Origin of the sequence: Rhizobium sullae, from assembly GCF_900169785.1 — a bacterium.
GTDB lineage: Bacteria > Pseudomonadota > Alphaproteobacteria > Rhizobiales > Rhizobiaceae > Rhizobium > Rhizobium sullae.
The window spans coordinates 84,147-109,344 of record NZ_FWER01000006.1 but is presented as its reverse complement, the minus strand read 5'-3'; the positions used below and the strand labels follow the sequence as shown (position 1 = coordinate 109,344).

Here is a 25,198-nt window from a genome sequence, read left to right as displayed (position 1 = left end):
GACGGCGCTCAAGCAACGACCTCGACATTAGGAAGCGGAACGACAAACCGGCTGCGCAAGTCTTTGACCGCCGACATCTGGCTGATGATCTCATCCTTGATGTTCCAGGGAAGGATCAGGACGTAATCGGGCTTGGTTTCCTCAATCTTTTGTGGTGCGTGGATCGGGATGCGGGTCCCCGGAAGCAAGTGGTTTTGCTTATGAGGGCTGACATCGACAGTATATTCGATGAGATCCGTGCCAACGCCGCAGAAATTCAAAAGCGTGTTGCCCTTTGCCGGAGCGCCATAGGCGACAACGGTCTTTTTGCTCTCTTTCGCATCGATCAGAAAGCGCAACAGATCGCGCTTGGTGCGGTGAACCTGCTCGGAAAATTTGGCGTAGCGTTGGATAGAATTGACGCCGCCTTCAATTTCGCGCGCGCGCAGTTCACCGACACGCACCGACACTGGCTGGCTTTGATCTTCGGCGTGACGGGCATAAATGCGCAACGATCCCCCTTGTGGACGGATCTCATCGACGTCGAAGATCGTCAAGCCGTGATGGGCAAAGATTTTCTCGACACTGTAGAGCGACAGGTACGAATAGTGCTCATGATAGATCGTATCGTAGTAATTGAGCTCCAGCATCTTCATGAGATGCGGAAATTCGATTGTTACGATGCCGGTTGCCGATAACACGATTTTGATGCCGGCAACGAAATCGTTGATGTTGGGGACATGCGCCAGCACGTTGTTGCCAATCAGAAGGTCAGCCGTGAGGCCGTCGCCAACCAGCTGCCGTGCCGTCTCGACACCGAAAAACTGCACCCTGCTCGGGATGCCGGCCTCTAACGCGACGGCCGCGACATTGGCACAGGGCTCGATGCCGAGCACCGGAACGCCGCGTTCCTTGAAGTTCTTTAAAAGGTAGCCGTCGTTGCTGGCAATTTCGATCACCTGATGGCCGGTGTCGAAATGAAACCGCTCGACCATCTGGTCAACATATTCGCGGGCATGGCTCAGTACCGAGGCCGAGTAGGAGGAGAAATAGGCATATTCGCTGTCGAAAATGTCTTCCCGCGGCGCCATGGGAGGCACCTGGACCAAGAAGCATTCGTCGCAGACGAAAGCATGGAGTGAAAAGAACGGTTCGGGATCCTGCGTTTTGTCGATGGCGATATAGGAGTTTGCAAGCGGTGACGCGCCAAGGTCGACGACTGTCTGAGTGAGTGTGGTGTTGCAGAACCGGCAGTTGAAGGAAGTCATGATTTTCGCCCCCTAGACGAAACGATGTGGTGAAGAGTACGTGGTCTGAAACATATGGTTGACGTTTGCAGATCTGTTCGCAGCACAACAACGAGCACCAAACATGACCGCGACTTCGAGGCTCCTCGATAAGTGGTGAAGCACCGTTAAACCTCCCTACCGGCCGGCAGTGGCAAAGCTCGTCTCGCGCCGTTTGACGCGACGATTTAATTCAGGAACCAGCGCGGGAGCACCGTCAGGCAGGGTTGTCAGGCGGTTCGTGGCGCGGAACACCACGTCGGATGGCCGGCCGACCAGATAATTGGACACACCGTCCTCAAGGGCCTTGCGATAAATGCAAAGCGCACCGTCAACAGCATCGAGCGTCTTGGCAATCTCGGGGTCGCCGTGCGTGTAACTGACAACGAAGGATGGAGCGAGAACGCCGCGCTTGATCAATTCCTGCAGGAACAGCGTGCGGAAGGCTTGGGAGGGACGGCCGTCCTCATCAAGCGTTGCGTAAACGAGGTTACTTGCCAGTCCGAAGACACTGAAATGATTGCCAATCCCATGGCTGCCGGCGAGCTGCGTAATACCTTCTCGAAGCGCCTCGCCCTTTTCAAAAAGATGCTCGATCACCGGCTCTTCACGATAAATCTTCATCGTTGCAATTGCCGCCGCCATGGCGTGCGTTTCAGCTCCATGGGTGGTCGACAGCAGGAAAACGCGTGGCTTCTCGCGCTGATCGATACCTCCAAGCTCCATGAATTCGCGCTTTCCCGCAAGCGCGGAGATCGCAAAGCCATTGCCCATCGCTTTGCCGAAGCAGGATAGATCTGGTTGGATATCGTAAAGAGCCTGGGCTCCGTTCCGGTGCCACCGGAATCCGGTTATCATCTCGTCAAGGATGAAAAGTGCTCCATTGGCATGACAAAGATCACGAAGGCGGTGCAGGAAATTATCCCTTGGCGACTCGCCTTTCGATGGCTCAAGGATGAGAGCCGCGATCTTTCCGGGATGTTGCTCAAACAGTGCTTTGGCACTGTCAATTTCATTGTAGTTAAACGATAGCGTCATATCCCGTACAGCTTTCGGGATGCCGGCGTTCATGGGCGTTGTGCCGATGAACCAGTCGTCGGTCGAAAAAAATGGGTGATCGGCGCATCGGGCAACAAGGTCACGGCCGGTGATGGCTCTCGCCAGCCGGATGGCGCCAGAGGTTGCATGTGAGCCATCCTTACAGAATTTGACCATTTCGGCGCCTTGGATCGTCTCAAGGAAGCTCGATGCGCAATCTACCTCGATGACTGCCGGCCGGGTGAAGTTCGCACCATTCTTCAACTCCCGCTCGACAGCGCGCAAGACCTTCGGGTAGGCATGGCCAAGGGAGACTGCGCGGTTTCCCATGCCAAACTCGATGTATTTGTTGCCGTCAACGTCAAAGACATAAGCGCCGTGCCCCCGGGCGATGAAGCCCGGCGATAAGACCGGATACTGATCGTCGCCCTTTGCGTAAGTATGGGCGCCTCCTGGAATCAACCTTCTGGCGAGCTGACGCAACTCTTTCGAGTTCTCGAAGTTGCTAATGAGGCTGGTCACTGTTCTTTCCCCCTCCGAAAACACGTCGTATGCCGTTGCAAGGGGCGGACGTGTTTAACGACGCTTTGAAATGGCTGAGCGGGAGGGGTGACCGTGGGATGTCCCAAGCGCGGGAAGACAAAACCTTGAGAGATCAAAGTCGCTGAAGTCTTCTCTGAAAAACTGTTGAGCCAGCCGCATATATTGCAACGGGCGCAAAATCGAAATCGTGCAGAGATTGCTGGATTTCAAGTTTGTCGGGTACGCACAGGATACACGCAAGTACACTATACTCCACTGCTACTGTTACTAGAGTTATCATTAAAGAAACAGCATGTAAATAAGAATTAATGAGGTGTTAATATCAGATTTAATCTGGTGTATTTTGTGCATTTGGTACTTGGTGATCCGGTGCATTGCGCCAGACGAGCATGCAGTCGCAGCCAGATTCCTTCGAGATGAACCATAACGGGATTCGAGAGCCTTCCTCTTTGAACTTCAGTTAAGATATTTCCTGTACAAGATTTGGGTCCTTGTCATTTTGGTGGATCAATGTTTCACGTCCCGATGCGTTGGCGCCGCAAAATGATCCCGCAGTCGACCGGCAGGCAAAGGCTCTTGTGGCCCGATATCGACTTCGACGCGATCTATGCCATTAGCGATGTGCACGGTTGTGCGGATGAACTGGCAGAAGCCCAACGGCGCATAGCCGATGACGCCAGGGCCCATCTCGGCCCCAAGCTCATCGTTTTTCTCGGCGACTATGTTGATCGCGGTCCCGCCAGCAGCAAGGTGCTCCACATGCTTGCGGCGGAGCCGCGTGAGAGCTTCGTGCAGGTCGCGCTTGCGGGCAATCACGATGATGAATTTGCCCGCATGTTCCGCAAACCTTCCATCATTGCCGATTGGCTTGACTTCGCCGGGACCGAGACGCTTGCGTCCTACGGTATCGACGTTGCGCATGTCATCAAGACGAAGGGGGTTCGCGGTCTCCAAGCTCTTGTCGCGGAACTGGTGCCAGAAGAGCACATCGCCATGATCGAAGCGATGCCAGTCTCGCTTCAGATCGGCAAATTGCTGTTCGTACATGCCGGCGTAAAGCCTGGCGTCGACATGTCAAAACAAACGGATATGGATCTCATGTGGATCCGCGAGCCATTTTTAAGCGAAGGCCCGCGTCTGCCGCTCTTCGTGATCCACGGGCATACACCTGTCCTGCAGCCGACCTTCGGACCGCAGCGGGTTGCAATCGACACGGCGGCAACGGCCACTGGCCACCTGACGGTGCTGAAGATCGCCGAGGCAAGCTTCAATTTCATCTGACACAAGCCCGGCCTTTGAGCTTACAGGCAAACGCGACGGCCGCTGCACTGCAGTCCCGATTTCCGCAGCGGACGTTAAGGTAGATGCCGTCGCCGCAGTGCCGTCAAAACGCAGCGATCCCTGCGTTACCCTTGCGCCTGCTACTCATGCGAATGCCGAAACCAGTTCGAGGCTGCGGGGTATGGCTCTAAGTAAATCAACCCTGCTCTCCAGCTGGGGCGCCGACCGCTTCGGCTGGTGAAGTAAGCAATCGACGTAAAGCGAAGATAGTTATCCAGAAAACCGACGATCAAAAAGAATACATGTTACACAGTACAGACTAGAAGTTTATCCAGTTTCACTGTTCTATTGACTTAGGCCTCGAAGCTGGCTACGCGTGATTAACACACCTGAAAATCCTTCAACAAACTAGGATCTTCATGAAATATCGGCCGGAGATTGACGGATTACGGACGATTGCAGTATTGCCGGTGCTGTTTTTCCATGCCGGTGTCACTGGATTTTCTGGCGGTTTCGTTGGCGTCGACATTTTTTTTGTCATTTCAGGCTTCCTGATAACAAGAATTCTGGATGATGATCTCAGGAATGGCCGCTTTTCCATACTGACTTTCTACGAGCGGCGTTTTCGCAGGATCATTCCGGCACTGGTTTTCTATGTTTTACTGACGGCGATCGCCGCCTACGTGCTTTTCCTGCCACCGTTCTTCGAAGACTTTGCCCGAAGCCTGCTGGCAGTCGGGACATTCACCTCAAATGTCTATTTCTGGAAGTTCTCAGGTTATTTCGAAAACAGCGCGCTTCTACGCCCGCTCTTGCATACCTGGTCGCTTGCGGTCGAAGAGCAGTTCTACATCTTCATGCCGATCGCCATGTGGCTGCTCTATAAAGTGACGTTCCGCGTGCGGTTGGCGGCATTCGCACTCGCCTTGATCCTGTCCCTGGCACTTAGCATCTATGCAATCGACGTCGCTCCGACAGCAAACTTCTTCCTCTTGCCGACACGAAGCTGGGAGCTCTTGATTGGAAGCTTGCTGGCGCTTTGGGGCGGTCAAAGCACGCTGTCTTACCGGGCAAACAGTGCCGTTGCGATCGGTGCCGCGATCTTGATCCTCTTTTCTGTATTTGCCTATACGGATGCGACACCATTCCCTGGGCTCGCCGCCGTTTTGCCATGCGCAGGTGCAGCTCTCGTCATCTATACAGGCGGACCGACCCGTTCGGTGGTTGGTAAAATCCTTGCGAGCGCGCCGTTCGTATTCATCGGCAAGATTTCCTATTCGCTCTATCTGGCGCATTGGCCAATTACCGTCTTCGTCCGATACGTGACCCTTGAGGAGCCCAACGGGCTCCATGCCATGGGCATTATCGCCGCCAGCGTTTTGCTTGCCATTTGCTCCTGGCGCTTTGTCGAAACGCCATTCCGTCTGCAGACCGTGCGCTGGCCTCGGCGCGCCCTCATCGGCTCGGCCCTTGCCAGCATGTCGATCGTCTCGCTGTTCGGTTACGCGGGCATCGCCGCTCATGGCTTCCCTCAACGTTTTCCCGGCTATGCAACCGAGGTCGAAGCGCGCATGGTTGACGTCTCTACAGTTGTAGCGAGCGCGGATACGACAGTGCGCGTCGGCCAGACGTGGCGGAACGGCATCTGCTTTTTCGAAGACGACGACGGCTTTAAAAAATGGCGCCCCGAAGATTGCGCTTTGACGACAAACACCGGTGATGTTGCGCTTCTGTGGGGAGATTCCTACGCCGCCCACTATGCCCCCGGGATCGTCGCGAATGCCGCGTCCATTCATGGCCGCGTCTATGAGTATACATTTGCCGGATGCCCTCCGGTCCTTGCTTACTACTCCTACGCCAGACCGAACTGCCAGGCATTCAATCAGAAGGCGCTGGACATCATCCGGTCGCTTGACGTTAAGACTGCCGTGCTTTCAGGCCGATGGGTTGATTTGCAACGCCGGGGCCTGGACATGCTCGAGGACACCGTCAGACAACTCCAGGAGGAGGGCGTCCGGGTCATCGTGATCGGACAATCGCCGATGTTTGTAACCAATGTCGACGTCATTGCTTTTAAGAAAGCCGCCGCTGGCCAAAAGGTAGCTTCCTGGTCAACCGTGATCGACAGCGAATTTAACCAGCGGCTGCGAGCTGCTGCGGGCGGTGCCGATTTCGTTGATCCGATTGCGATGGATTGCGCAGCAGGCGAGTGCCCTTACATTGACGACGGAAGGATGCTTTATTTCGATTCCGGTCACCTGTCGAATTTTGGCAGCGCCCGCGTTGTCGAACGCTATTTCCCGCTCGTATCTCGCGTCAATTGAAGTCTGCGCTGGTCATTTTGCGGTCGTTCCCCCCGCAAAAGCCCTTGCCAGCTCCGCCTTTTTTTCAGATGCGCGGCGCGGTCTCCTTCGGCCAAGCCTCGGGCATTTTCGTCAGGCATTTGATGTCGCCAGGGGGCGCGACGACTGGACTGAAGTCGCCGATTGATCAGCCTGCCCAACGGTTTCTCGATTGAAACATAGGCAATCAGCAACAGGCCGAGCGCCGCCCCGACTTCGATCGGAGGGAAGGCCCAATGCGGGATCCCGCTTCGCAGGAGAAGCGCGACGATCGCCACGCCGAATAACGCATGCCAAAGATAGATCGAGTACGACGCGTTCCCGAGGAAGAGCAGCACGTTGGATGGCTGGACATTCCTTCGCCGCTCCCACATCACGGCGGCAAAGACAAAAAGCGCCGAAGGAACACCCCATTTTACGGCGCGCGGCAGGTCTGCATCAAAGGCCGAGGCCGCTGCCAGGCAGATCAGCGCGACGGCAGCAAGTCCTATGCAAGCCAAGTGGGGCAATTCGGTCCACGGACGAAGACACGGCCAATCAAGAGGCCCGCGGCGAATTCCAGGATGACGGGGCTCGTCAAAGCCCGCAGGTAAGGCCAATCCAACAGGAGCGACGAAAGGCAGATGATGCAGAGTGAGCCGATTGCGACTGAAAAGCCGAGATCATGTCGTTCGCTGACATGGAAAAAGAGAACTGCGACTGCTGCGATCCCTCGCAGATACTGAACAGTATAGATCTGCTGCACGGCACGCCTCACATGTGCAAGAAAGCGCAGAATGCAAACCAGAATATTCATTGTAATGACGCCTAGTCAATGCAGTAAAAATCGCGGGCAAACGCTATTCTGACATTGGCTGACGGAAAATAGAAGTATTTTACTACTTGAATGCCGCTAAGGAGAATAGTGTCTTCCGTCTTGATAGCGAAATTCTCGCAGCTCCGGCGATGGACCGTGGCGCGGGTCAAGGTTCGCTCCGACTGCCGCGTCGAGGTAATCAGTGTCAATTGCACTCACAAGCAGGCTTCACCAATTCGATCACCATGACATTCGCTTCATGAGCGGCTTTGATGAATGCTGCTCGAACATCCTCGGGAGGCACGCGGTTGTGCAGGCCCTCCAGGCACGCCATCACTGCCTCGGAAAAATCCTCGCCGTCATCGATCGGCCATCGCTGCAGAAGCGTTTCGGCGGCGCGCCTGACAGAGTTAACGACTCGGTACTCTCCGATGCAATGCATTGCCAGACCGACGGGCCGAAAGGCCAAACTGTTCCCTTTCATGACACCTTGCTCTCTGTTTCTCCAAGTAGCTATAGCTGTAGCAAAATCCATGCCGGGCGGCTGAAGCGGCACGAAGAGAGAAGTTGTCTGCGGGAGAGGCGTCGAAAAGTCGTTAACGAAGACTGCTTCGGTAGGTCTGATGCGATCGGGCGCCGATCATGACCAATACGCCCATTCGCGAGACCCGATGGACATGATCTTCCACGGCTGGTCGACGAGCCTGTTCCATGTGGCGCAGCAATGGGTGACGATGTCGTTGCAGTCCCTGAAGATACGATTGGAGAGCCAGTTGTCGCCTATGAGCTTTGATATTCATTGTAAGCAGTCTTCGCAGCTTTCGGCGTTCTCCTACTGGCATAGGGGATCCGGTTTATTTGAGGCGGCGTACGGCTGGAGACAGAGTTTTGAAAATGACGGTTGAGCAGACTCTGCTGCGCGCATTGAATACCGCATTCCATATGTTTCGCCTTGGGCTGCGTCGATCTGCCAGTGGGGCGTTAGTTTAAGATTATCGGCCACAAGCCCCGTCTCCGGCACTACGCAGCAAACATTGCCGCCTGTTCGCGGCGCAGGAGATCGATGATGCGGCCGGCCGGCAGCACCACATCTGCATAGGTAAGGACTTGATCCTTCGCCACGGCATGTTTCAAGATGCATCCCTCTGCAACACCCATGGGCAGCAAGTCCTGAACGCCGACGACATCGACGCGCTCGCACTGACCATAGCTCATGTAGCCGCCCAGACCGTCGATCGTTTCGCCGGCATTAAGGCCGCGCTTTGCAGTCGCAACAACCTCCACCCTAGGCCCGTCCAGTGGTTGAAGCACGGGATCGCGCAAGAGTGCAACGCGAGCCACGGAAAGGGGGACTTCGAAATGGCAAAGATGGTAAGGTGTGTAAAAGCTATAAAGCGGGCCGGTTCCGAGCTTGTAAAGGTTCAGGTAATGCTGCTGCTTCGGATCGTCGTGGTATGCGAGAATAAAGACGCCCGGACCTGGGGTTGCTCCCACGACATAGTCGACGGCTCCACCGACGGCTTTCAGCGCCTCAATGTCATACGCGTTGACAAGTTCATCGACATGGCCACGATGCTCGACACCTGTCATGCCGCGCTTCAAAATGGACATGCCAGTGCCGTTCGCGACAATAGCTTGCTCAAAGCTAATCTTCGTGCCGTCAGCGAAGCTGGTGACCATATGCGGGTCCTGCCCCCATTTCGCAGCGAATTCGGCCTGCGTTGTCGGTGTGCGATAGGGATCCTGCAGGCCTTTGATATTGCCGCACATGAGCGGAGTAAGGCCGATCGATTTGACGAAGCGCCACAAGTTCATCTGTACGCCAGGCTGGTCTCCATCGCAGGCCGTGAAGATAACCCCCGCCGCATCGGCTTTTTTCTTGAGAAGCGGACCAACCGTACCGTCCAGTTCGGCATTCATGGTCACCATGTCGCGACCGTGCGCGATTGCGCCTAAGCTGACGTTGGCGCCATATTCGATCGCACCCGTCGCATCAATCAAGCAATCCAGATCACCCGACTCATACAGCAATGCTGGATCGTCGGTGACAGCCGCCGTGCCTTCGGCGATCAGGCGGGAGAGACTGCTGCCATCGCTGGCGTAGGAGGCCTCAAGGCCAGCAGCGCGGTAGGCTAATATAGCCTTCTCCACGTTTCGGTTGCAGATCACGCAAAGGATCATTCCCGGTACGGAATTTGAGATCTGGTTGACGATGCCCTTCGCCATGAAGCCCGCGCCGTACATCCCGACCCTAATGGGACGGCCATCCTCTTCCCGCTTCTTCAGGAGCGTATCAATCACCATCAAAACCTCCTGTTAGATGCCGCGTAGGCGTTCCACGCCATGAAAATCCTCATCGAAGTCGGGCCATTTCGCGTCTTTCTCCGAAATCACAGCCCCTTCAACCGGCCAGGCGATGCCGAACTTCGGATCATTCCAACGCACACCGCACTCCGACTTTGGATCGTAGAATTCGCTGGAAAGATACAACGTCTCAGTGTTGGGCCTCAGTGTCACAAACCCGTGGGCAAAGCCGCGGGGCACATAAAAGGCCAGACGGTTCTCACCCGTTAACTCAACCGCGTGCCAACCGAGGTACGTCGGGGAATCGGGTCGCAGATCGATGATGCAGTCCCACAGCGCGCCGGAGAGGCACCGGACGATCTTAACTTCTGGCGAGGGCGGAAGTTGATAGTGCAGCCCACGCAGGGTGCCTGCTTCGGCGTTGAACGAATTATTGACTTGAACGAAACGGCCTTCCACGCCGGCGTCGGCCATTTCCCGCTCGCAGAAGACGCGCTGAAACCATCCACGTTCGTCCCCGCGCGGCTCTGGCTCGATGACGTATGCACCATCCAAGGGCGTTTTGTGAAACTTCATGCTGCTCGGCTCGCATCCTCTATTTGGCAGTCAGCTGCGACGCAGCCCTGAACTTAGAACAATGTCTCTTTGAGCGCCTTCAAAGGCCTCGAAAAGATTAATTTTAATCATATGCCCTTCACACTACGACCCGAATTTAGTGTTACCTGAACGATGAATGTCAAAGCTCCAAAAACCAACTAAGCGCATGCCTTATACAAAATAGCAACGCCGCTGCAACGGGCTCCGTTAAGAGAATGTCGAACCGCTCCTTTTGCACTAAGAAAAGGCATTAAAACGGGAATGTTGGCTAAAATACGTACACTCATCAACAGAGATACTTGCTCATATCGATAAAGCGATATCCTCGCGAACATATTCCTTCATATATATGCTACCTTTCGCAATTGCGTAATGTCAACTCTTAAGACTTACTCGTTCGGAAGAAATAACTTCGGCCGGAAAACGCCGAGACTGAAGGTGTCGGACAGCGTCATCTTGATGTTCCTGCCGCCGCGCTCACCCGAACTGAACTGAACGCAAAACGTTTGGCAGTTCATGGGCGACAACTGGCTCCCCAACCGTATCGTCATGGGCTGCGACGACGTCGTCACCCATTGCTGCGCCGCACGAAACATGCTCGTCGACCGGCCGTAGAAGATCATGTCCATCGGGTTCCCCGAACGGGCTCACTGGTCATGATCATCGCTCGTTGGTATGACCTCACCTGGATCTCTCATCAGGCCGGTGCATAGGCGGGAAACGCTCCGTTAACCAACGGCGCTTGAAATGAAGCGTGGGCCCGGAACCGTTGCGACTCGCAGACCGTTTATGCTGCGGGAGGTGCTGCATCATGAAACGGGCCATTTGGGACACTCCAATCACTGTTGAAGATCCGGCGACGGGAACGGTGCGAACGGTCAAGACCGTGCGACAGGCCAAAACTATGCTTGGCCGTTTCTGGCCTGCATACCATGGCAGCCAATACCGGCGGGCTGAGCGGGTTTGCGACGATGCCTTGCAGGGAGACTGTGACGCCAACAAAGCTCGGCAAGCCTTCATTGCGGCTGCGGTCGAAGCTCATTTCCATTTGAGCTGAGAAACGCTGCTCATGCCGCCGGCTCCAACTGAACGAGATGGCCGGCGCCGATCTCGCGGTAACTGCGCTTCGGCACGACATAACCCAGCGGCCGGACCGGACTTTTTAGCTCGTCGGCCGATAGCTCGCGCTTGATGCCGCGACGATCCGGATCGGGTACCGGAACCGCCGCCAGCAGCTTCTTCGTATAGGGATGCTGCGGATTGCCGAAGACGGCGTCGCGGGGACCAATCTCGACGATCTCGCCGAGATACATGACGGCGACCCGGTGGCTGACGCGTTCAACCACGGCCATGTCGTGAGAAATGAAAAGGAAGGCAAGGTTCAGGCTTTGCTGCAGATCCATCAGCAGATTGCAGACCTGTGCTTTGATCGAAACGTCGAGGGCGGAGACGCTTTCATCGGCGACGATCACTTTCGGATCAAGCGCCAGCGCCCTCGCAATGCAGATGCGCTGACGCTGGCCACCGGAGAACTCGTGCGGGTAACGCGTCATCATATCCGCTTTCAAGCCGACGCGTTCCAACAGGTGGGCGGCCTTGTCGCGCGCGTCGGCGCGTGTGCCGAGGTGGTGCTCGACAATCGGCTCGGCAACCGCAGCCCCCACCGTCATCCGCGGATTGAGGCTTGCAAACGGATCCTGAAAGACCATCTGGATGCTGCGGCGCATGCGGCGAAGGCTCGATGAATCCAATGCCGTCACGTCATAGCCGTCGAGGCTGACCTTGCCGGCGTCCGGCTCGATAAGCCGGGTGATCGAGCGGCCGGTCGTCGATTTGCCGCAACCGGATTCGCCGACGAGGGACAGCGTCTCTCCTTGAAAGAGATCGAAGGAGATATTCTCGACTGCATGGATGGCGCCGGTCTTGGCGCCGAAAAGTCCGCCTCGGACAGGAAAACGCGTGGTGAGGTTCTTCACTTCGAGGATCGGCGTCTTGCGGCGATCGACAGTATCGGCCACTGCCACGGGCTCGCTGCGGGTGCCGGTGGCGGTATCGACGACGGGGAAGCGCAGCGGCCATTTTTGTCCGGCCATCGAACCCAGACGCGGCACTGCGGCAAGCAACGCGCGGGTGTATGGGTGCTTGCCGTGATGAAAGATGTCGCCGGTCGTTCCGTCCTCGACCGCTTCGCCACGATACATGACGATTGTGCGATCGGAAACTTCAGCGACGACGCCCATGTCATGGGTGATAAAGAGAACCGACATGCCTTCCTCTTCCTGCAGCAATTTGATGAGGTCGAGAATCTGGCCCTGGATCGTGACGTCGAGTGCTGTCGTCGGCTCGTCCGCAATCAGAAGCTTCGGCCTCGAGGCGAGCGCCATGGCGATCATCACACGCTGCCGCATGCCGCCGGAGAACTGATGTGGAAATTCTTCGAAACGTGAGGCGGCATTCGGAATGCGCACCTTCTCGAGCAGTCGGATCGTCTCCTTGCGCGCGTCCGGCTTGGGCATGTCCCCATGGCAGGTCAGCGCTTCGGAGATCTGCCGGCCGATCGAAAAGATCGGGTTGAGGCTGGTCATCGGCTCCTGGAAGATCATTGCGGCGTCATGGCCGCGCACCTGGCGCATCTCCTTGCCGGAAAGCGAAAGGACGTCCTTGCCGTTCAGGCTGATCTTGCCCTCGATGCGGCTCTGGTTCTTGGCAAGCAGACGCATGATCGAGAGCGAGGTGACGCTCTTGCCGGAGCCGCTTTCGCCGACAAGCGCGACCGTTTCACCCGACATCACATCGAAGGAGACGTTGCGGACCACCGGCTTCCATTCACCATCGACGAGGAACGACGTCGTCAGCTCCTTGACCGAGAGCACCGGGGTTTTAACACCCGCCATAGCCTTTCCTTGCGTCACGGCCTACCTCCCGACTGCATAAGCCTGCATCAGGCGCGGCGTTGCGGCAGCCCGCATCAAGCCATCGGCGTCGCGGCGTGCAGCGGTCAGACGGCCAACCGTCCACGGGTCGGCGACGGTCAGGTTGTGGCCCTTTCTGCGCAGCGCATCAAGTACTTCGGCGCCGAAATTCGCCTCTGCCATCAGGCTGCCGGGCTCGCGGGTGCGCGGATAAAAGGAGCCGGGAAAATGCGATGTGTGGAAGAGCGGCTGATCAATTGCCGCCTGCAGGTTCATCTTGTGATGGACATAGCGCAGGAAGAAGGAGAGCTGCCATTGCTCCTGCTGGTCGCCGCCAGGTGTGCCGAAAGCGAGTGTGGGCCGGCCTTCGTGAAGGGCGAGTGTGGGCGTCAGCGTCGTGCGCGGACGTTTGCCGGGCGCAAGCGACGTTGGCAGGCCGGGCTTCAACCAGAACATCTGCGCGCGCGAATTCAGACAGAAGCCGAGGCCCGGCACGACCGGTGAGGACTGCAGCCAGCCGCCTGACGGCGTAACGGAAACCATGTTGCCCTCGCGGTCGATCACGTCGATGTGGACGGTGTCGCCGCGCTTTTCAGAAAGATGCGCCATGGTCGGCTCGTAGACGGCGCCAGTTTTCGAGGTGGCGCCGAGCATTTCCATGGTCAAGTCATACTGGGCTTCGAAGCCGGGGACGAGCCCCGGACGCAGCTCGAGTGAGGCATCGGAGGTTATCAATTTCCGGCGCGGGGCCGCATAAGCATCAGAGAGCAAATGCTCGACCGGGACTTTCGCGAATTCCGGATCGCCATAGTAGATTTCACGGTCGGCGAAGGCGAGTTTCATGGCTTCGGTGACGGTGTGGACGAAATCGGCGCCAGCCGGGTCCATTCCGGCGATGTCGATTTCCTTCAGAAGTGAAAGCGTCTGCAGGAAGACCGGACCCTGGCCCCATGGGCCGGTCTTCGCAATCGTCCAGCCGTGGTAATCATAGGTCAGCGGCTCTTCGATCGTCGCCGACCAGTTCGCCATGTCATCTGCATTGATAACGCCCAGGTGCCGGGTGCCGCTCGCATCCATCACCTCGGTCGAGCCGGCGTATCTGTCGATCGCCTCGGCAACGAAGCCGCGATAGAACGCATCGCGGGCGGCCTCGACCTGCGCCTCGCGCCCACTCTTTGCTTCGGCCTCAATGAGGATCCGCTTCCAGGTTTCGGCAAGGACCGGATTCTTGAAGTTCGAATGCGGCGCTGGAGCCGAACCGCCGGGCAGCCAGGTCTTGTGTGACGTCGGCCATTCTTTTTCGAAGAAAGCGGCAAGGCCGGAGATCGTCGCCGAAACGCGTGGTAGAACCGGATGGCCATGCTCGGCATAATGGATTGCCGGTTCAAGGATGTCACGGACCGTCAGCCTTCCATAGTCCCGCAGCATCAGCATCCAGCCGTCGAAAGAGCCGGGAATGACGGTCGCAAGCAGGCCGTCGCCGGGAATTAGCTTGAGACCTTCGGACGTATAGTGCTCGATCGTCGCCCCGGCCGGTGCGGAACCCTGGGCACAAATGACTTCGACCTTGTCCTTCGTCTTCGAATAGAGGATCGCCGGCATATCGCCGCCAGGCCCGCAAAGATGCGGCTCGACGATCTGCAGCACGAAACCGGTGGCGACTGCCGCATCGAAGGCATTGCCGCCTTTTTCGAGGATGCTCATGCCGACGGCGGACGCGATCCAGTGGGTCGATGTGACGACGCCGAAGGTGCCCAAGATCTCCGGACGGGTCGTGAATGCGGTCATTTCAAAAGTCCTTTCGATAAATCATGCTTCGCGCGGGTCGAGCGCATCGCGCAGGCCGTCGCCGAGAAGGTTAAAACCGATCACCACGAGGAAGATCGCTGCACCCGGCCACATCGCCATCCATGGCGCCTGAGACAGGAAGTTCTTGGCAACGTTCAGCATCGAACCCCAGCTTGGAGCAGGCGGCTGCTGGCCGAGGCCGAGGAAGGATAGGCTGGCTTCGGCGATGATTGCGGTGGCGATCGTCAGCGTCGCCTGCACCAGGATCGGCGCAAAGACGTTCGGCAGGATGTAACGGGTGATGATGCTGAGGTGCCGGAGCCCGATAGAGCGCGCCCCTTCGACATATTCCTCCGTCTTGACGGCAAGCACCTGGCCGCGCGTCAGCCGGACAAAGACCGGCATGGCCGAAAGACCGATCGCAATCATCGCATTCGTCAGGCTCGGGCCGAGGAAGGCGGCAAGCGCGATCGCAGTGATCAGGAACGGCATGGCAAGAAAGGCTTCGGTGATGCGCGAGATGATCAGGTCCGTCCATCCGCCGAAATAGCCGGAGATGAGGCCGAAGGGCACGCCGATAACAAGCGCGATCGCCACCGAGAAGACCCCCGCCATCAGCGAGGCCTGTGCCCCCCAGATCATCCGGGAGAGAATGTCGCGGCCGATATCATCGGTGCCGAGCCAGTGGGCGGCCGACGGCGCCTTGCGGATCGCCGACCAGCTCGTCGCGTTAGGATCCGGGATCGGCAGCAGTGGGGCTGCGATCGCGAGAATGGTGAAGAAGGCGATGATGCCAAGGCCTACGAGCGCACCCTTGTTCGCTTTCAGCTTTCGCCACGCCCGGCTCGGCGGGCGCTGTTCGGTTGCAATGGTGATCTGGTCGAGAGCAGTCACAGGGCAGCCCTTATGCGCGGGTTGAGGAGGACATAAACGATGTCGGCCAAAAGGTTCATCAGGATGAAGCCGATCGCCGTGCAAAGCACGACGCCCTGGACGACAGCATAGTCCCGGTTGAAGACGGCATCGACGATGAGTTTGCCGAAGCCGGGGATAGTGAAGATCTGTTCGGTCAAGACTGCACCTGCCAGCAGTTCGCCGAAGAGCAGCGCGCTCAAGGTCACGATCGGCAGCACGGCGTTTCGGAAGCTGTGCTCGAGCACGACGGAGCGCTCGGAAAGGCCCTTCGCGCGCGCTGTGCGGATATAGTCGGCGCTGAGCACACTGAGCATCGCGGAGCGGGTGTGGCGCATCAGCGTGGCGGCGAGGGCATTGCCGAGTACGAAGGAGGGCATCAGCATCGTTTCGATCGAGCGCAGCGGATTGCTGAAAAAGGGTTCGTAACCGGAAGCGGGCAGCCAGCCGAGCTTCACCGAAACCAATAAGATCAGCATGATGCCGAGCCAGAAATTCGGAATCGAAAGGCCGGAAAGCGCGATCAGGTTGGCAAAATAATCAAAGACAGTGTTCTTCTTGACCGCGGCTAAAATTCCCATCGGCACACCGATGACGAAGGCGAAGATCATCGACATGATCGCAAGCTGGATGGTGACCGGCAGCTTTTCCGCCACGAGTTCCAGAACCGGCTGGTTGGTGCGCAGCGATATGCCGAGATCACCCTTCAGAACCGAGCCGAGCCAGGACACATACTGATACGGCACCGGGTCGTTCAGCCGGTATTTTTCGCGCAAGTATTCGATCACCTCAGGATCGCGCTCCTCGCCTGCCATGGCGAGGATGGGATCGCCCGGCAACAGCTTCTGCAGCGAGAAGACGAAGACCGAGATGATCAGCAGGGTCGGAATGGCGACCAGAAGCCGCTTGGCGATATAGGTGTACATGAGCGTCCTGACAGGGCAAGAGGCTGCGGCGGCAGGTTGGTCTGCCGCCGCGATCTGCTCGGATCAGCCGGCCTTCTTCACGCCTGCAAGGCGGATCATGCCGTCCGGCGAGGGAATGAAGCCGGTGATGTTCTTGTGGAGCGCCCAGATCCACGACTGATGGCCGAGATAGATGATCGGCATGTCGTCGTTCAGGATCACCGCAGCCGCATCATATTTCTGCTTGCGGACAGCATCGTCGGTCGAGGCGCGGGCCTCGTTCAGCAGCTTGTCGACCTCAGGGTTGCAGTACTTGGTGTCGTTGATGCCGCCCTTGCAGGTGATGAACTGGTGGATATTGCCGTCGGGATCGACGCGGCCGGACCAGTCTGAGCGGCTCAGCTGATAGTTGCCGGCGGTCTGTTCGGATAGCAACGTTGCGAACTCCGTCGATTTCAGGCTGACGTCGAAGCCGGCTTCGGCCACCATCGACTGGACGATCTGCATCATCTGCGCTGCGACCGGGTTGTTCGGAATCTGCATCTCCACGGGCACGCGATCGAAACCTGCTTCCTTCACGAGAGCCTTCGCCTTGTCGAGATCGCGGGCAGGCACCGGGATGTCCTTGCTAAACCACGGGCTGTTCGGCGGGAAGGGCTGGTTGCCGCCGACCGCAGTGCCTTCGTAGACGATCTGGTTCAGCGCGTCGCGGTCGATCGCCAGCGAAAAGGCCTGACGCAAACGCTTGTCCTTGCCGAACGGATTGTCGGCGCGCGGGCCGTTGGCGAGGTTCGCATAGAGCGCCATGTAGCCGATATTGACCACATCCGCGTAGGTGAGACTCGCATCTTCCTTGACCGAAGCGGCGTCGGTCGCGGCCAGCCGCTCGATCATGTCAAGGTCGCCGGAACGCAGGTTGGCGAGGCGCACCGTCGTATCCGGGATCGGCAAATAGGTAACCTTGTCGATGAAGATATGGTCCTTGTTCCAGTAATCCCCAAATTTCTCGAGCACGATGCGGTCCTGCTGAACGCGTTCGACGAACTTGAAGGGACCGGCGCAAACCGGGTGGCTGCCGAAATTGGCGCCGAGCTCCTTTGCAGCCTTCGGCGAGACGATCATGCCGGCTCGGTCGGAGAGCTGGGCAAGCAGCGTGACGTCCGGGCTCTTCAGCGTGAACTTCACTTCGTAGGGAGCAGCCGCTTCGACTTTTTCAACGGAGGCGAGCTCGCTCTTGCGGCGCGATTCCGGCAGCGTCATGTTGCGCTCGATCGTGGCCACAACGGCTTCGGCGTTGAGCGGCGTTTCGTCATGGAATTTCACGCCTTCGCGCAGCTTCATGGTCAGCACCTTGCCGTCGCCCGACCAGTTCCACCCGGTCGCAAGCTGCGGCACGATCTTCAGGTCGGGGGTAACGTCGACCAGTTTGTCGCACATCGCCGTGTAGACGATGCGGCCGACGAAGGTGCGCGACTGTGCGGGGTCAAGCACGTCGGCGTCGTCCTGCAAGCCGATTTTCAGTTCGGCGGCGAATGCGGGCAGGGCGATTAAGGCACCTGCAAGAAGGCTCGTCGCGAAGTTGGCGGTCTTCATTCCATTCTCCTCTGTTTGTCTTTGCTTCATGAGCGACGGTATCCGCCTCTCTGCGTCTGGCTCGCTTAGGCGAGTTCTTGTTTGCTCTGCCGTTCGTGGTGGTCGAGTGAGGTAATCCGGATCAGGCTTTCCTGCAGCGTCAGCAGGTGCCGGCGCATGGCTTCGCCCGCCGTGGCGGGGTCTCGGGCAGCAATCGCATCGACGATTGCCGTATGCTGGCCGTAAGTCACCGTGCGTGTCTTGCTGGCGTTGCGGGCGCGCTCGCGGATAGCCTGCCAGGCCTCGTCTTGACGCACTTGGTTGATGACGTCGAAGATCGCCAGGAAGAACTGGTTGCCGGCGCATTGGGCAATCTGCCGGTGCAGGGCGCCGTCCCAGAGTTCACGGCCGTCGGCATCGGTGCTTTCGTAGATCTTCTTGACGAGCTCATACATGCGGGCGACATCGGCGGCCTTGGCGCGCATGGCGGCAAGCTGGGCGAGCTGCGGCTCGATGCGCAAACGCACTTCCATGACTTCCATCAGATCGGTACCGGCGACGATCGAGCCGACATGCTCGCTCCAGCCATCGGGGCGCCTGCCGGCGAAGGTGCCAGACCCTTGACGTCGCCAAATGAGTCCCTCGGCTTCCAGAACCTCCAGTGCCCGGCGCACGGCACGGCGGCTGACACCCAGAGTTTCCGAAAGCGCACGTTCGGTCGGCAGTTTGCCGTCGGCATCCAGACTGCCGGAGCGCAACAGCGTCCGCAGCTTGTCCAGAGCAAAGTTCGAGTTGCCGGCTTCTTCCATTGGCAAATGGTCCGTACCAATTGACTATTGGTTCAGTGCAAACCAAATCAGTTCCTCCGTCAAGCGAATTTTTGTGCAAGTTTTGCGATGCACAAAATTTGAGCTACTCAGGGGAGCAACGGGCATTACGATCCGGACCAACGGAGAAATATGGAGGGACAATGGGAGTACGATCACCCGGTGATGATTTATCTGAACAGTTTCGCAGGCCGTGCCTTTCGGCAAGAGCCGGAGCTATCAGCCTTCGATATAGACGGGATTGCTGAGCGCCCGGCAGATCGGCTGGCCGGCGATGTCGGCGACGCGAAGCTGCCAAGGCAGGCTGCGGCCGGACAGTGCTGCGGTGAATTCCGATAGAAGCCGGTCACGGCTTGCCTTGGCGATGACTTGGGCGCGCAGAAAGGTCTTCGGCTTGCCTGAAAAGCGGCCGATCCACTCATCGCTCTCGATCGGCTCGTCGATCAGCACGCCCGTGGCGTCCAAAAGGACAAGGCGATCGCCTTTCGCACCCCGGACATTGGCCTCGGCGGAAACCGGACCGGAAACTGTTTCGCCCATCGGATGCCCGTTGACAGTAAGGGCCAGATGAGGACCGGACGGGCTTTCGGTAATGTAGCCGCGGCCAGCCTTCATGGCGGCAAGGATTGCGTCTTCCGAGAATTCTTCGAGCCACAGGACGGTGGTCGGGCGGGCAAGCACCAGCGGACCTTCCGGCATCAGGCGTGCGGGCTGGTGGAAATCGCTGCCGCCGATGGCGGCGATCTTCAGACCGGAGGCGAGGCGCGTTTGATAACGGTCAAGCGATATCCAGTTCCAGGCCATCCAGCTCGACTGCCAGACCTCCATGCAATCGATCTGCGGAAGCTCGTAATTCCAGGAGATCGCCGGCTTGTCATGGTTGATGGACAGAAGTCCGCCGCGCTCATGCACCAAGCGGGCGAGCGTATGGGCATCTTCCGGTTTCGTCATGCGGAAATCGATCCAGTCGTCGACGCCGAAGACATTGGCGTGGCCGGCGGCGGTCGTCACTTCCATGGCGCGAACGAAGACGAGGTCGGCTGACGAATGCGGATGGAAATAGCGGCGCTGCGTGATCGTGTTGTGGTCGGCGACCGCCAGAAAGTCGAGGCCTGCCTGCCTCGCTGCTTCGTGCAGCAGTTCCGGGGAGCCTGCGGCATCCGAATGGTAGGTGTGGCAATGAAGGTCGCCGCGATACCAGCCGGCGCCCTTGCGCACCGGATATGTGCGGGCGGGAGGCGGTTCCAATTTGCGCTTCGCCTTGTCGAAATCGATCGTGAAGAAGACATCGGCGCCGTCTGCCGGCACTTTATAAAGCCCGAGCATCACCTGCCAGCGGCCGGCCGGCATATCGCCATGGATGTAGCCGGGCGTCGCGTCGTCTGTCGCAACGAAGAAGCGATCACGCGCCCCGCCGCTCCAGCCCCTGAAACCGGCAGTGGACGGATAGCCGGTCGCGCGGGGATCAAGCAGGCCGAGATCGATGATGCAATCCTCTGCCTTGGCATAGCGCATCGTCACGTCGATGCGCGTCGTCGCCTCGGGAACGTCGAAGGCTATGTAGAAATAAGGGTTGTCAACCTGGTGGGCACGGGTGACATGGATGGTGATTTCGCTCATTTCCGACGCCTGACCTACTCGCCAATCGCCGGAATGCGTGCGCCAGTGCTGTCGAAGAGCGTCACATGCGCTGTATCGAAGGATAACTGCACGATGGTGTCGGCCTTGATTTCGTCGTCCGTGAAGATGCGGGCCGTCACGCGGCCCGAATCCTGGCGCTCCATCGTCACCAGGCTTTCCGGCCCCATGTTTTCATTGGCAAAGAGCATGCCGGAAATGACATTCGTATCACCCGGCCGCGCCATGCGCAGATGTTCCGGGCGGATGCCGAGCGTCATCGTTTTTGCGGCTGCCGCATTTGCGATGGCCTCCGATACCGCAAGCCCCGGAAGCGTCAGCCCTTCGGCGTGAAGTTGCAGCCTGTTTTCGGCGACCGTGGACTCGACCGATACGAGGTTCATCGGTGGGTTGCCGACGAAATTCGCGACAAACGTAGTCGACGGTCGGCGGTAGATTTCGATCGGCGGGGCAAATTGCACGATGCGCCCCTTGTCCATCACCGCGATCCGGGTCGCAAGCGCCATCGCCTCCGCCTGGTCGTGAGTGACGTAGACGGCCGTCATGCCCATGTCGCGCTGCAGATGGTTGAGGAAGCCGCGGGCCTCCAGGCGAAGCTTCGCATCGAGGTTTGAGAGCGGCTCGTCGAAGAGATAGACCTGGCTTGGATAGACGAGAGCACGGGCAAGCGAGGTGCGCTGCTGCTGCCCGCCTGAAATCTGGCTCGGCAGGCGCTTGAGGAGATCGCCGATCTTGAGCACGTCGGCCACGTCCTTGGCGCGGGCATGGCGCTTGTCCTCGGCCTCGCCGCGCACTTTCAAGGGATAGGCGATGTTGTCGGCAAGGTTCATATGCGGGTAGAGCGCATAGTCCTGGAAGACCATCGAAATCTTGCGGTCCTTCGGATGCAGATAGGTGACGTCTTTGCCCCCGATCAGCACTTTGCCGGAGGTCGGGGTTTCCAGGCCGGCGATCATGCGCAGGCTCGTGGTCTTGCCGCAGCCCGAAGGTCCGAGCAGGCAGACGAATTCGCCGTCGGCAATCGAAAAGCTGATATCCGGCACGGCGTTGAAGGCGCCGAAGCTCTTGGAGACGTTCTGGAATTCGACAGAGGCCATGAGACTGATTTTCCGATTAGGACTTGATGCCACCGAAGAACCGGAAACCGAACTTCCAGTTCACGAAGAGATAGAGCACGATGACCGGCAGCGAATAAAGAAGCGAATAGGCGGCGAGCAACGTGACGATCGGCGTGCCGGCTTCGGAATAGAAGGAATAGATCGCAACGGAGGCGGGCATCAGATTGTCGCTTCGCAACAGGATGAAGGGGATGAGAAAGCTGCCCCAGATATTCACGAAGGCCCAGACGACGACCACGACGATGCCGGGCCGGATGACGGGCAAGGCGACATCGAAGAAGGCTTGAAGCGGCGAGGCGCCGGCAACCATGGCGCTTTCTTCATAGGAGCGCGGGATCCCATCGATGAAATCGCGAAGGATGAACATCGCCGTCGGCAGCAGGCCCCCGGCAAAGACCAGGATGACGGCAAGATGCGTATCGATGAGGCCTGCGGCCGACACGATCAGGAAGATCGGCACCATCGCCGCCGAGCCGGAGACCACGGACGAAAAGAGCAGCAGGACGTACGTGACCGCTCCCTTGCCCGGGATTGCGGACCGGGATAGCGCATAGGCGGCAAGCGTTGCGGCAGCGCCGACGAGAATGACGCCGCCGAAAGCCTGGATCAGGCTGTTGAACAGCGCCTGCATGGCGAAGCTGTTTTTGAAGACGGCCGCGAAGTTCGAGAGCGTGAATGGCGCCGGAATGGCAAGACCAAGTTCGGCGCGCGCGTTGAACGGCGCAAAGACAAACCAGATAAGCGGTAACGCGAATATGGCTCCGAGCAGCGCGGCAGCAACCGAAAAGCCGATGCGCCGCATATAGATTGTGCGCGATATCTGCATCACTCGGCCTCCCCCGTTTTCTTGCGGGCGATGCGCAGATAAGCGAGTGCGAATACGAGATTGATGAGCATGATGACCACGCCGACGGCAGCACCTTTGCCGAATTCGAAATCCTTGAAGGCGATCCGGTAGGTATAGATGGAGAGGATCTCCGTGCGGTAGGACGGGCCGCCGTTTGTCAGCAGGAAGGGTGTGAAGACGTTGAAGGTCCACATGGTAATCAGGATCAGGTCCGTCACCACATGTCCGCGGATAAGCGGCAGGGCGATATCGCGCAGCTTCTGCCAGGAGGTTGCGCCGGCCACATCGGCAGCCTGGAAATAGCTCGGCGGGATCGACTGGAAAGCCGAGTTGAAAAGCATCATCGAGAAGGCGGCGCCGCGCCAGGTGTTGAAGAAGATGATGACCCAGAAGGGCTGCTGCAGCAGCCAGTCTCCCGGCGGCAGCCCGAGGCCGCGCATGATCATGTTCAAGGTGCCGTTGTCATAATCGAGGAAGGCGAACCAGGCAAAACCAATCACCACCTCCGGCAGGATCCAGGCTGCAATCACGGCCGTCTGGAGGAAGGATTTGGCGGTTGGCGAAGCCGACTGGCTGAGCCAGGCAAGGATAAGGCCGAGCAGTGCCTGGCCGACGAGCGCTGACAGCAGCACGAACTGGATCGTCAGGATCAATGAAAAGCCGAATTGGCCGCGGGTGAAGAAGGTCGCGGGATTGAAGAGCGCGAGATAATTCTGCAGACCGACGAAATCCGGATCGAGCGCCGTGCGGCCAAGGAGAGTCCGGTTCGTGAAGGAAACGAAGATCACCCAGAAGAAGGGAATGATGACGAATACACCGACCAGTACTGCGGCGGGCGCCAGAAAAACCGCGCCCCCGCGCGTGGAAAGCAGGGAGAACTTCTTCATGCTTGAAAACCCGATGGCGGTTTGCGGCGTCCGCTCAATTGCGGCCCGGCCGGTAAACCGGCCGGGTGCAGCTTTCGATCGTTCAAAGACGGCTGACCGTATTTTCTTCGCCGACGATGGCGATAACGGCGGCCCTGTACTGGGCCATCGCATCTTCCGGCGACATTTCGCCGGAGACGACGCTTTCTGTCATGCGCTGTATCTCGGTGGAGACCTTGTTGTAATTGGCATCGTTAGGACGTGCCGTCGTGATCGGCAGCAGCGATTTTGCCGTGTCCGTCAGGAACGGCGAGTTCGGGATTGCTACGTCGTCACGGATGCGGATTGCCGGCTGAATTTCCTGGAACGCCGTCAATTGCTCCTTACTGTTCATGAAGGAGAGCAGTTCCCAGGACTCCTTCGGCGCATCCGTATGCGGATTGATGACGAAACCGGTGCCGCCGGAGACGGTGACGAAGTCCTGACCGCGCAGGCCCTTGCCGGGCTGGGCTGCCGGCATCTTCTTCCACGTCATGACCTTGTCGCGGTCGGCGACGGCAAATTCGGCTCCCGGCGCCGTCACAGAACGGTAGAACCAGTCGCCTTCCACAAGCATGGCCGTCTTGCCGTCGCGGAAGTTCGCGAAGGTGCGGTTGCGGCCATCAGCCAGAAGCTGGGCGCGCTGGTCGCCGAGCTTGTCGTCGACATAGATGGTCTTGTAGAGCTTCAGCGTATCGAGAATGCCTTGGCTCGCGACGATATACTTGCCGTTTTCGTCGGTGACCTGCTCGCCGGTGCCGAGAAGCGCCATCCAGTAGCCTTGCATGGTCGTCGCTTCGCCCATGGAAACGCCGGCATTCAGTTGCAGCGGGAAGGAATCCGGATTGGCAGCCTTGATCTTGCGCGCAGCCTCAAGCAGCTCGTCCCAGGATTTCGGCTGCCAGCTATCGGCATCGAGGCCGGCCTTCTGGAAGAGGTCCTTGCGCACAAAGATCATGCGGGCGTCGGTGCCGAGCGCGATGCCGTAGGGCTTGCCCTGATAGCTCATCAGCGCTTTGATGCCGTCGCCGATATGGCTCCAGCCTTCCCAGTTGTTCACCTCCGACCCCGCAATGTCTTCAAGCGGTTTCAGAAGCCCGCCTTGAACGAAGCTTGGTATGAGGAAGCCATCGAAAGCCGAGATATCCGGACCGGCGGCGGTCGAGAAATCGAGCGCCAGTTGCTGCGTCAACTGTTCGTCTTCGCCGCCGAACTGGGTGAGTTTGACGGTGACATCCTTGCCCTCAGCCTTCATCTTTTCGGTGAAGGCCGGGATGATCTTGTTTTGGATCCATTCCGCCGTGCCGCTGTTCACGCCGCCGACGACGCAACGGCAGGTGATGGCGAGATCGGTGGCCATGACCGGACCCGACAGCGCGATCACCGCCGAAGCCCCCAGCAATAAAGACTGAATGCTCTTGCGCATTGCAATTCCTCCCAAGAATTGGCCCGGATTCGGCCGGACGCCTTTTCGGTTTCGATACCTCGGGACTGGCTGGAACCTCCTTCAAGCCATACCCGCCTCATCCGCCCTCAAGAATGAACACGCTTTCATTTTTGTCAACACTACGGACGACGAGGACTGGAATATTCGACGAGCGGAGACGC

At 58.4% G+C, this 25,198-nt stretch carries 22 protein-coding genes and 1 pseudogene; 3 read left to right on the top strand and 20 right to left on the bottom strand.

Features of this window, described 5'->3' with window-relative positions; all coding sequences use genetic code 11:
* Window positions 1–8: 8 nt before the first annotated feature.
* Window positions 9–1,247 carry a class I SAM-dependent methyltransferase gene (locus BN1800_RS07700; RefSeq protein WP_086996196.1) on the bottom strand — a complete coding sequence of 413 codons (1,239 nt, stop codon included), beginning with the start codon at window positions 1,245–1,247 and terminating at the stop codon, window positions 9–11.
* A 156-nt stretch (window positions 1,248–1,403) separates the two neighbouring features.
* Window positions 1,404–2,825 (bottom strand): glutamate-1-semialdehyde 2,1-aminomutase, encoded by a 1,422-nt coding sequence (locus BN1800_RS07695; RefSeq protein WP_086996193.1) that lies wholly within the window; start codon window positions 2,823–2,825, stop codon window positions 1,404–1,406.
* A 564-nt stretch (window positions 2,826–3,389) separates the two neighbouring features.
* Between BN1800_RS07695 and BN1800_RS07690 the strand changes: the two genes are divergently transcribed.
* Together BN1800_RS07690 and BN1800_RS07685 are read left to right on the top strand one after the other, a co-directional pair.
* Window positions 3,390–4,127, top strand: coding sequence for a metallophosphoesterase (locus BN1800_RS07690; protein ID WP_244564463.1), 738 nt, complete (start codon window positions 3,390–3,392; stop codon window positions 4,125–4,127).
* Window positions 4,128–4,546: 419 nt separating this feature from the next.
* Window positions 4,547–6,451 (top strand): acyltransferase family protein, encoded by a 1,905-nt coding sequence (locus BN1800_RS07685; RefSeq protein WP_086996188.1) that lies wholly within the window; start codon window positions 4,547–4,549, stop codon window positions 6,449–6,451.
* Here the strand turns inward: BN1800_RS07685 and BN1800_RS43850 are convergent.
* The 7 genes and pseudogenes from BN1800_RS43850 to BN1800_RS07650 all read right to left on the bottom strand — a co-directional run bounded on the left by BN1800_RS43850 (window position 6,421) and on the right by BN1800_RS07650 (window position 10,795).
* Window positions 6,421–6,969 (bottom strand): acyltransferase family protein, encoded by a 549-nt coding sequence (locus tag BN1800_RS43850; RefSeq protein ID WP_086996185.1) that lies wholly within the window; start codon window positions 6,967–6,969, stop codon window positions 6,421–6,423. The two genes, BN1800_RS07685 and BN1800_RS43850, sit on opposite strands and share 31 nt — an antisense overlap.
* Window positions 6,957–7,265: a hypothetical protein gene (locus BN1800_RS07675; RefSeq protein ID WP_086996182.1), complete on the bottom strand. Its 309-nt coding sequence runs from the start codon at window positions 7,263–7,265 to the stop codon at window positions 6,957–6,959. The genes BN1800_RS43850 and BN1800_RS07675 overlap by 13 nt, the downstream gene beginning before the upstream one ends.
* A 205-nt stretch (window positions 7,266–7,470) precedes the next feature.
* Window positions 7,471–7,749 carry a DUF982 domain-containing protein gene (locus BN1800_RS07670; RefSeq protein WP_027511646.1) on the bottom strand — a complete coding sequence of 93 codons (279 nt, stop codon included), beginning with the start codon at window positions 7,747–7,749 and terminating at the stop codon, window positions 7,471–7,473.
* Window positions 7,750–7,905: 156 nt separating this feature from the next.
* Window positions 7,906–8,043 (bottom strand): annotated as a pseudogene (locus BN1800_RS43845) (IS630 family transposase); the annotation flags it as partial.
* Between the two features lie 242 nt (window positions 8,044–8,285).
* On the bottom strand, window positions 8,286–9,569 hold the full coding sequence (locus BN1800_RS07660) for an NAD(P)H-dependent oxidoreductase (RefSeq protein WP_027511644.1): 1,284 nt from the start codon (window positions 9,567–9,569) through the stop codon (window positions 8,286–8,288).
* 12 nt (window positions 9,570–9,581) lie between these two features.
* On the bottom strand, window positions 9,582–10,145 hold the full coding sequence (gene rfbC / locus BN1800_RS07655; RefSeq protein WP_027511643.1) for a dTDP-4-dehydrorhamnose 3,5-epimerase: 564 nt from the start codon (window positions 10,143–10,145) through the stop codon (window positions 9,582–9,584).
* Window positions 10,146–10,555: 410 nt separating this feature from the next.
* Window positions 10,556–10,795 (bottom strand): hypothetical protein, encoded by a 240-nt coding sequence (locus BN1800_RS07650; RefSeq protein ID WP_086996177.1) that lies wholly within the window; start codon window positions 10,793–10,795, stop codon window positions 10,556–10,558.
* A gap of 182 nt (window positions 10,796–10,977) precedes the next feature.
* Here BN1800_RS07650 and BN1800_RS07645 point away from each other — a divergent pair, with 182 nt between their 5' ends.
* Window positions 10,978–11,223 carry a DUF982 domain-containing protein gene (locus BN1800_RS07645; protein ID WP_086996174.1) on the top strand — a complete coding sequence of 82 codons (246 nt, stop codon included), beginning with the start codon at window positions 10,978–10,980 and terminating at the stop codon, window positions 11,221–11,223.
* Window positions 11,224–11,233: 10 nt separating this feature from the next.
* On the opposite strand, the gene BN1800_RS07640 is transcribed toward BN1800_RS07645, so the two are convergent.
* The 11 genes from BN1800_RS07640 to BN1800_RS07590 form a co-directional block, all read right to left on the bottom strand.
* The gene (locus BN1800_RS07640) at window positions 11,234–13,060 is read right to left on the bottom strand and encodes an ABC transporter ATP-binding protein (protein WP_086996171.1); all 1,827 of its coding nucleotides are present in this window, start codon (window positions 13,058–13,060) and stop codon (window positions 11,234–11,236) included.
* A gap of 21 nt (window positions 13,061–13,081) precedes the next feature.
* Window positions 13,082–14,866, bottom strand: coding sequence for a gamma-glutamyltransferase family protein (locus BN1800_RS07635; RefSeq protein ID WP_086996167.1), 1,785 nt, complete (start codon window positions 14,864–14,866; stop codon window positions 13,082–13,084).
* A gap of 21 nt (window positions 14,867–14,887) precedes the next feature.
* Window positions 14,888–15,760, bottom strand: a complete 873-nt coding sequence (locus tag BN1800_RS07630; RefSeq protein WP_086996164.1) for an ABC transporter permease — start codon at window positions 15,758–15,760, stop codon at window positions 14,888–14,890.
* Complete coding sequence (locus BN1800_RS07625) at window positions 15,757–16,704, bottom strand: ABC transporter permease (RefSeq protein WP_086996162.1); 948 nt, start codon at window positions 16,702–16,704, stop codon at window positions 15,757–15,759. Before BN1800_RS07625 ends, BN1800_RS07630 begins: the two co-directional genes overlap by 4 nt.
* Before the next feature lie 63 nt (window positions 16,705–16,767).
* Window positions 16,768–18,276: an ABC transporter substrate-binding protein gene (locus tag BN1800_RS07620; RefSeq protein WP_086996159.1), complete on the bottom strand. Its 1,509-nt coding sequence runs from the start codon at window positions 18,274–18,276 to the stop codon at window positions 16,768–16,770.
* Window positions 18,277–18,341: 65 nt separating this feature from the next.
* Complete coding sequence (locus tag BN1800_RS07615) at window positions 18,342–19,070, bottom strand: FadR/GntR family transcriptional regulator (protein ID WP_086996156.1); 729 nt, start codon at window positions 19,068–19,070, stop codon at window positions 18,342–18,344.
* Between the two features lie 231 nt (window positions 19,071–19,301).
* The gene (locus tag BN1800_RS07610; protein WP_086996153.1) at window positions 19,302–20,702 is read right to left on the bottom strand and encodes a CehA/McbA family metallohydrolase; all 1,401 of its coding nucleotides are present in this window, start codon (window positions 20,700–20,702) and stop codon (window positions 19,302–19,304) included.
* Window positions 20,703–20,716: 14 nt separating this feature from the next.
* Complete coding sequence (locus tag BN1800_RS07605; RefSeq protein WP_086996150.1) at window positions 20,717–21,817, bottom strand: ABC transporter ATP-binding protein; 1,101 nt, start codon at window positions 21,815–21,817, stop codon at window positions 20,717–20,719.
* Between the two features lie 16 nt (window positions 21,818–21,833).
* Window positions 21,834–22,664, bottom strand: coding sequence for a carbohydrate ABC transporter permease (locus tag BN1800_RS07600; RefSeq protein WP_027511634.1), 831 nt, complete (start codon window positions 22,662–22,664; stop codon window positions 21,834–21,836).
* Entirely contained in the window at window positions 22,664–23,572 is a 909-nt protein-coding gene (locus tag BN1800_RS07595) for a carbohydrate ABC transporter permease (RefSeq protein ID WP_027511633.1), read from the bottom strand. Before BN1800_RS07595 ends, BN1800_RS07600 begins: the two co-directional genes overlap by 1 nt.
* A gap of 82 nt (window positions 23,573–23,654) precedes the next feature.
* The gene (locus BN1800_RS07590; RefSeq protein WP_027511632.1) at window positions 23,655–25,016 is read right to left on the bottom strand and encodes an extracellular solute-binding protein; all 1,362 of its coding nucleotides are present in this window, start codon (window positions 25,014–25,016) and stop codon (window positions 23,655–23,657) included.
* Between the last annotated feature and the right edge of the window lie 182 nt (window positions 25,017–25,198).

What these genes read in the sequence shown, in the direction of transcription:
- BN1800_RS07645 (WP_086996174.1), top strand. Translation starts at nt 10,978, where the DNA reads ATGAAACGGGCCATTTGGGACACTCCAATCACTGTTGAAGATCCGGCG.
- BN1800_RS07595 (WP_027511633.1), bottom strand. Translation starts at nt 23,572, where the DNA reads ATGAAGAAGTTCTCCCTGCTTTCCACGCGCGGGGGCGCGGTTTTTCTG.
- BN1800_RS07620 (WP_086996159.1), bottom strand. Translation starts at nt 18,276, where the DNA reads ATGAAGACCGCCAACTTCGCGACGAGCCTTCTTGCAGGTGCCTTAATC.
- BN1800_RS07590 (WP_027511632.1), bottom strand. Translation starts at nt 25,016, where the DNA reads ATGCGCAAGAGCATTCAGTCTTTATTGCTGGGGGCTTCGGCGGTGATC.
- BN1800_RS07670 (WP_027511646.1), bottom strand. Translation starts at nt 7,749, where the DNA reads ATGAAAGGGAACAGTTTGGCCTTTCGGCCCGTCGGTCTGGCAATGCAT.
- rfbC (WP_027511643.1), bottom strand. Translation starts at nt 10,145, where the DNA reads ATGAAGTTTCACAAAACGCCCTTGGATGGTGCATACGTCATCGAGCCA.
- BN1800_RS07625 (WP_086996162.1), bottom strand. Translation starts at nt 16,704, where the DNA reads ATGTACACCTATATCGCCAAGCGGCTTCTGGTCGCCATTCCGACCCTG.
- BN1800_RS07600 (WP_027511634.1), bottom strand. Translation starts at nt 22,664, where the DNA reads ATGCAGATATCGCGCACAATCTATATGCGGCGCATCGGCTTTTCGGTT.
- BN1800_RS07700 (WP_086996196.1), bottom strand. Translation starts at nt 1,247, where the DNA reads ATGACTTCCTTCAACTGCCGGTTCTGCAACACCACACTCACTCAGACA.
- BN1800_RS07685 (WP_086996188.1), top strand. Translation starts at nt 4,547, where the DNA reads ATGAAATATCGGCCGGAGATTGACGGATTACGGACGATTGCAGTATTG.
- BN1800_RS07610 (WP_086996153.1), bottom strand. Translation starts at nt 20,702, where the DNA reads ATGAGCGAAATCACCATCCATGTCACCCGTGCCCACCAGGTTGACAAC.
- BN1800_RS07635 (WP_086996167.1), bottom strand. Translation starts at nt 14,866, where the DNA reads ATGACCGCATTCACGACCCGTCCGGAGATCTTGGGCACCTTCGGCGTC.
- BN1800_RS07690 (WP_244564463.1), top strand. Translation starts at nt 3,390, where the DNA reads ATGATCCCGCAGTCGACCGGCAGGCAAAGGCTCTTGTGGCCCGATATC.
- BN1800_RS07675 (WP_086996182.1), bottom strand. Translation starts at nt 7,265, where the DNA reads ATGAATATTCTGGTTTGCATTCTGCGCTTTCTTGCACATGTGAGGCGT.
- BN1800_RS07605 (WP_086996150.1), bottom strand. Translation starts at nt 21,817, where the DNA reads ATGGCCTCTGTCGAATTCCAGAACGTCTCCAAGAGCTTCGGCGCCTTC.
- BN1800_RS07650 (WP_086996177.1), bottom strand. Translation starts at nt 10,795, where the DNA reads ATGGACATGATCTTCTACGGCCGGTCGACGAGCATGTTTCGTGCGGCG.
- BN1800_RS07640 (WP_086996171.1), bottom strand. Translation starts at nt 13,060, where the DNA reads ATGGCGGGTGTTAAAACCCCGGTGCTCTCGGTCAAGGAGCTGACGACG.
- BN1800_RS07660 (WP_027511644.1), bottom strand. Translation starts at nt 9,569, where the DNA reads ATGGTGATTGATACGCTCCTGAAGAAGCGGGAAGAGGATGGCCGTCCC.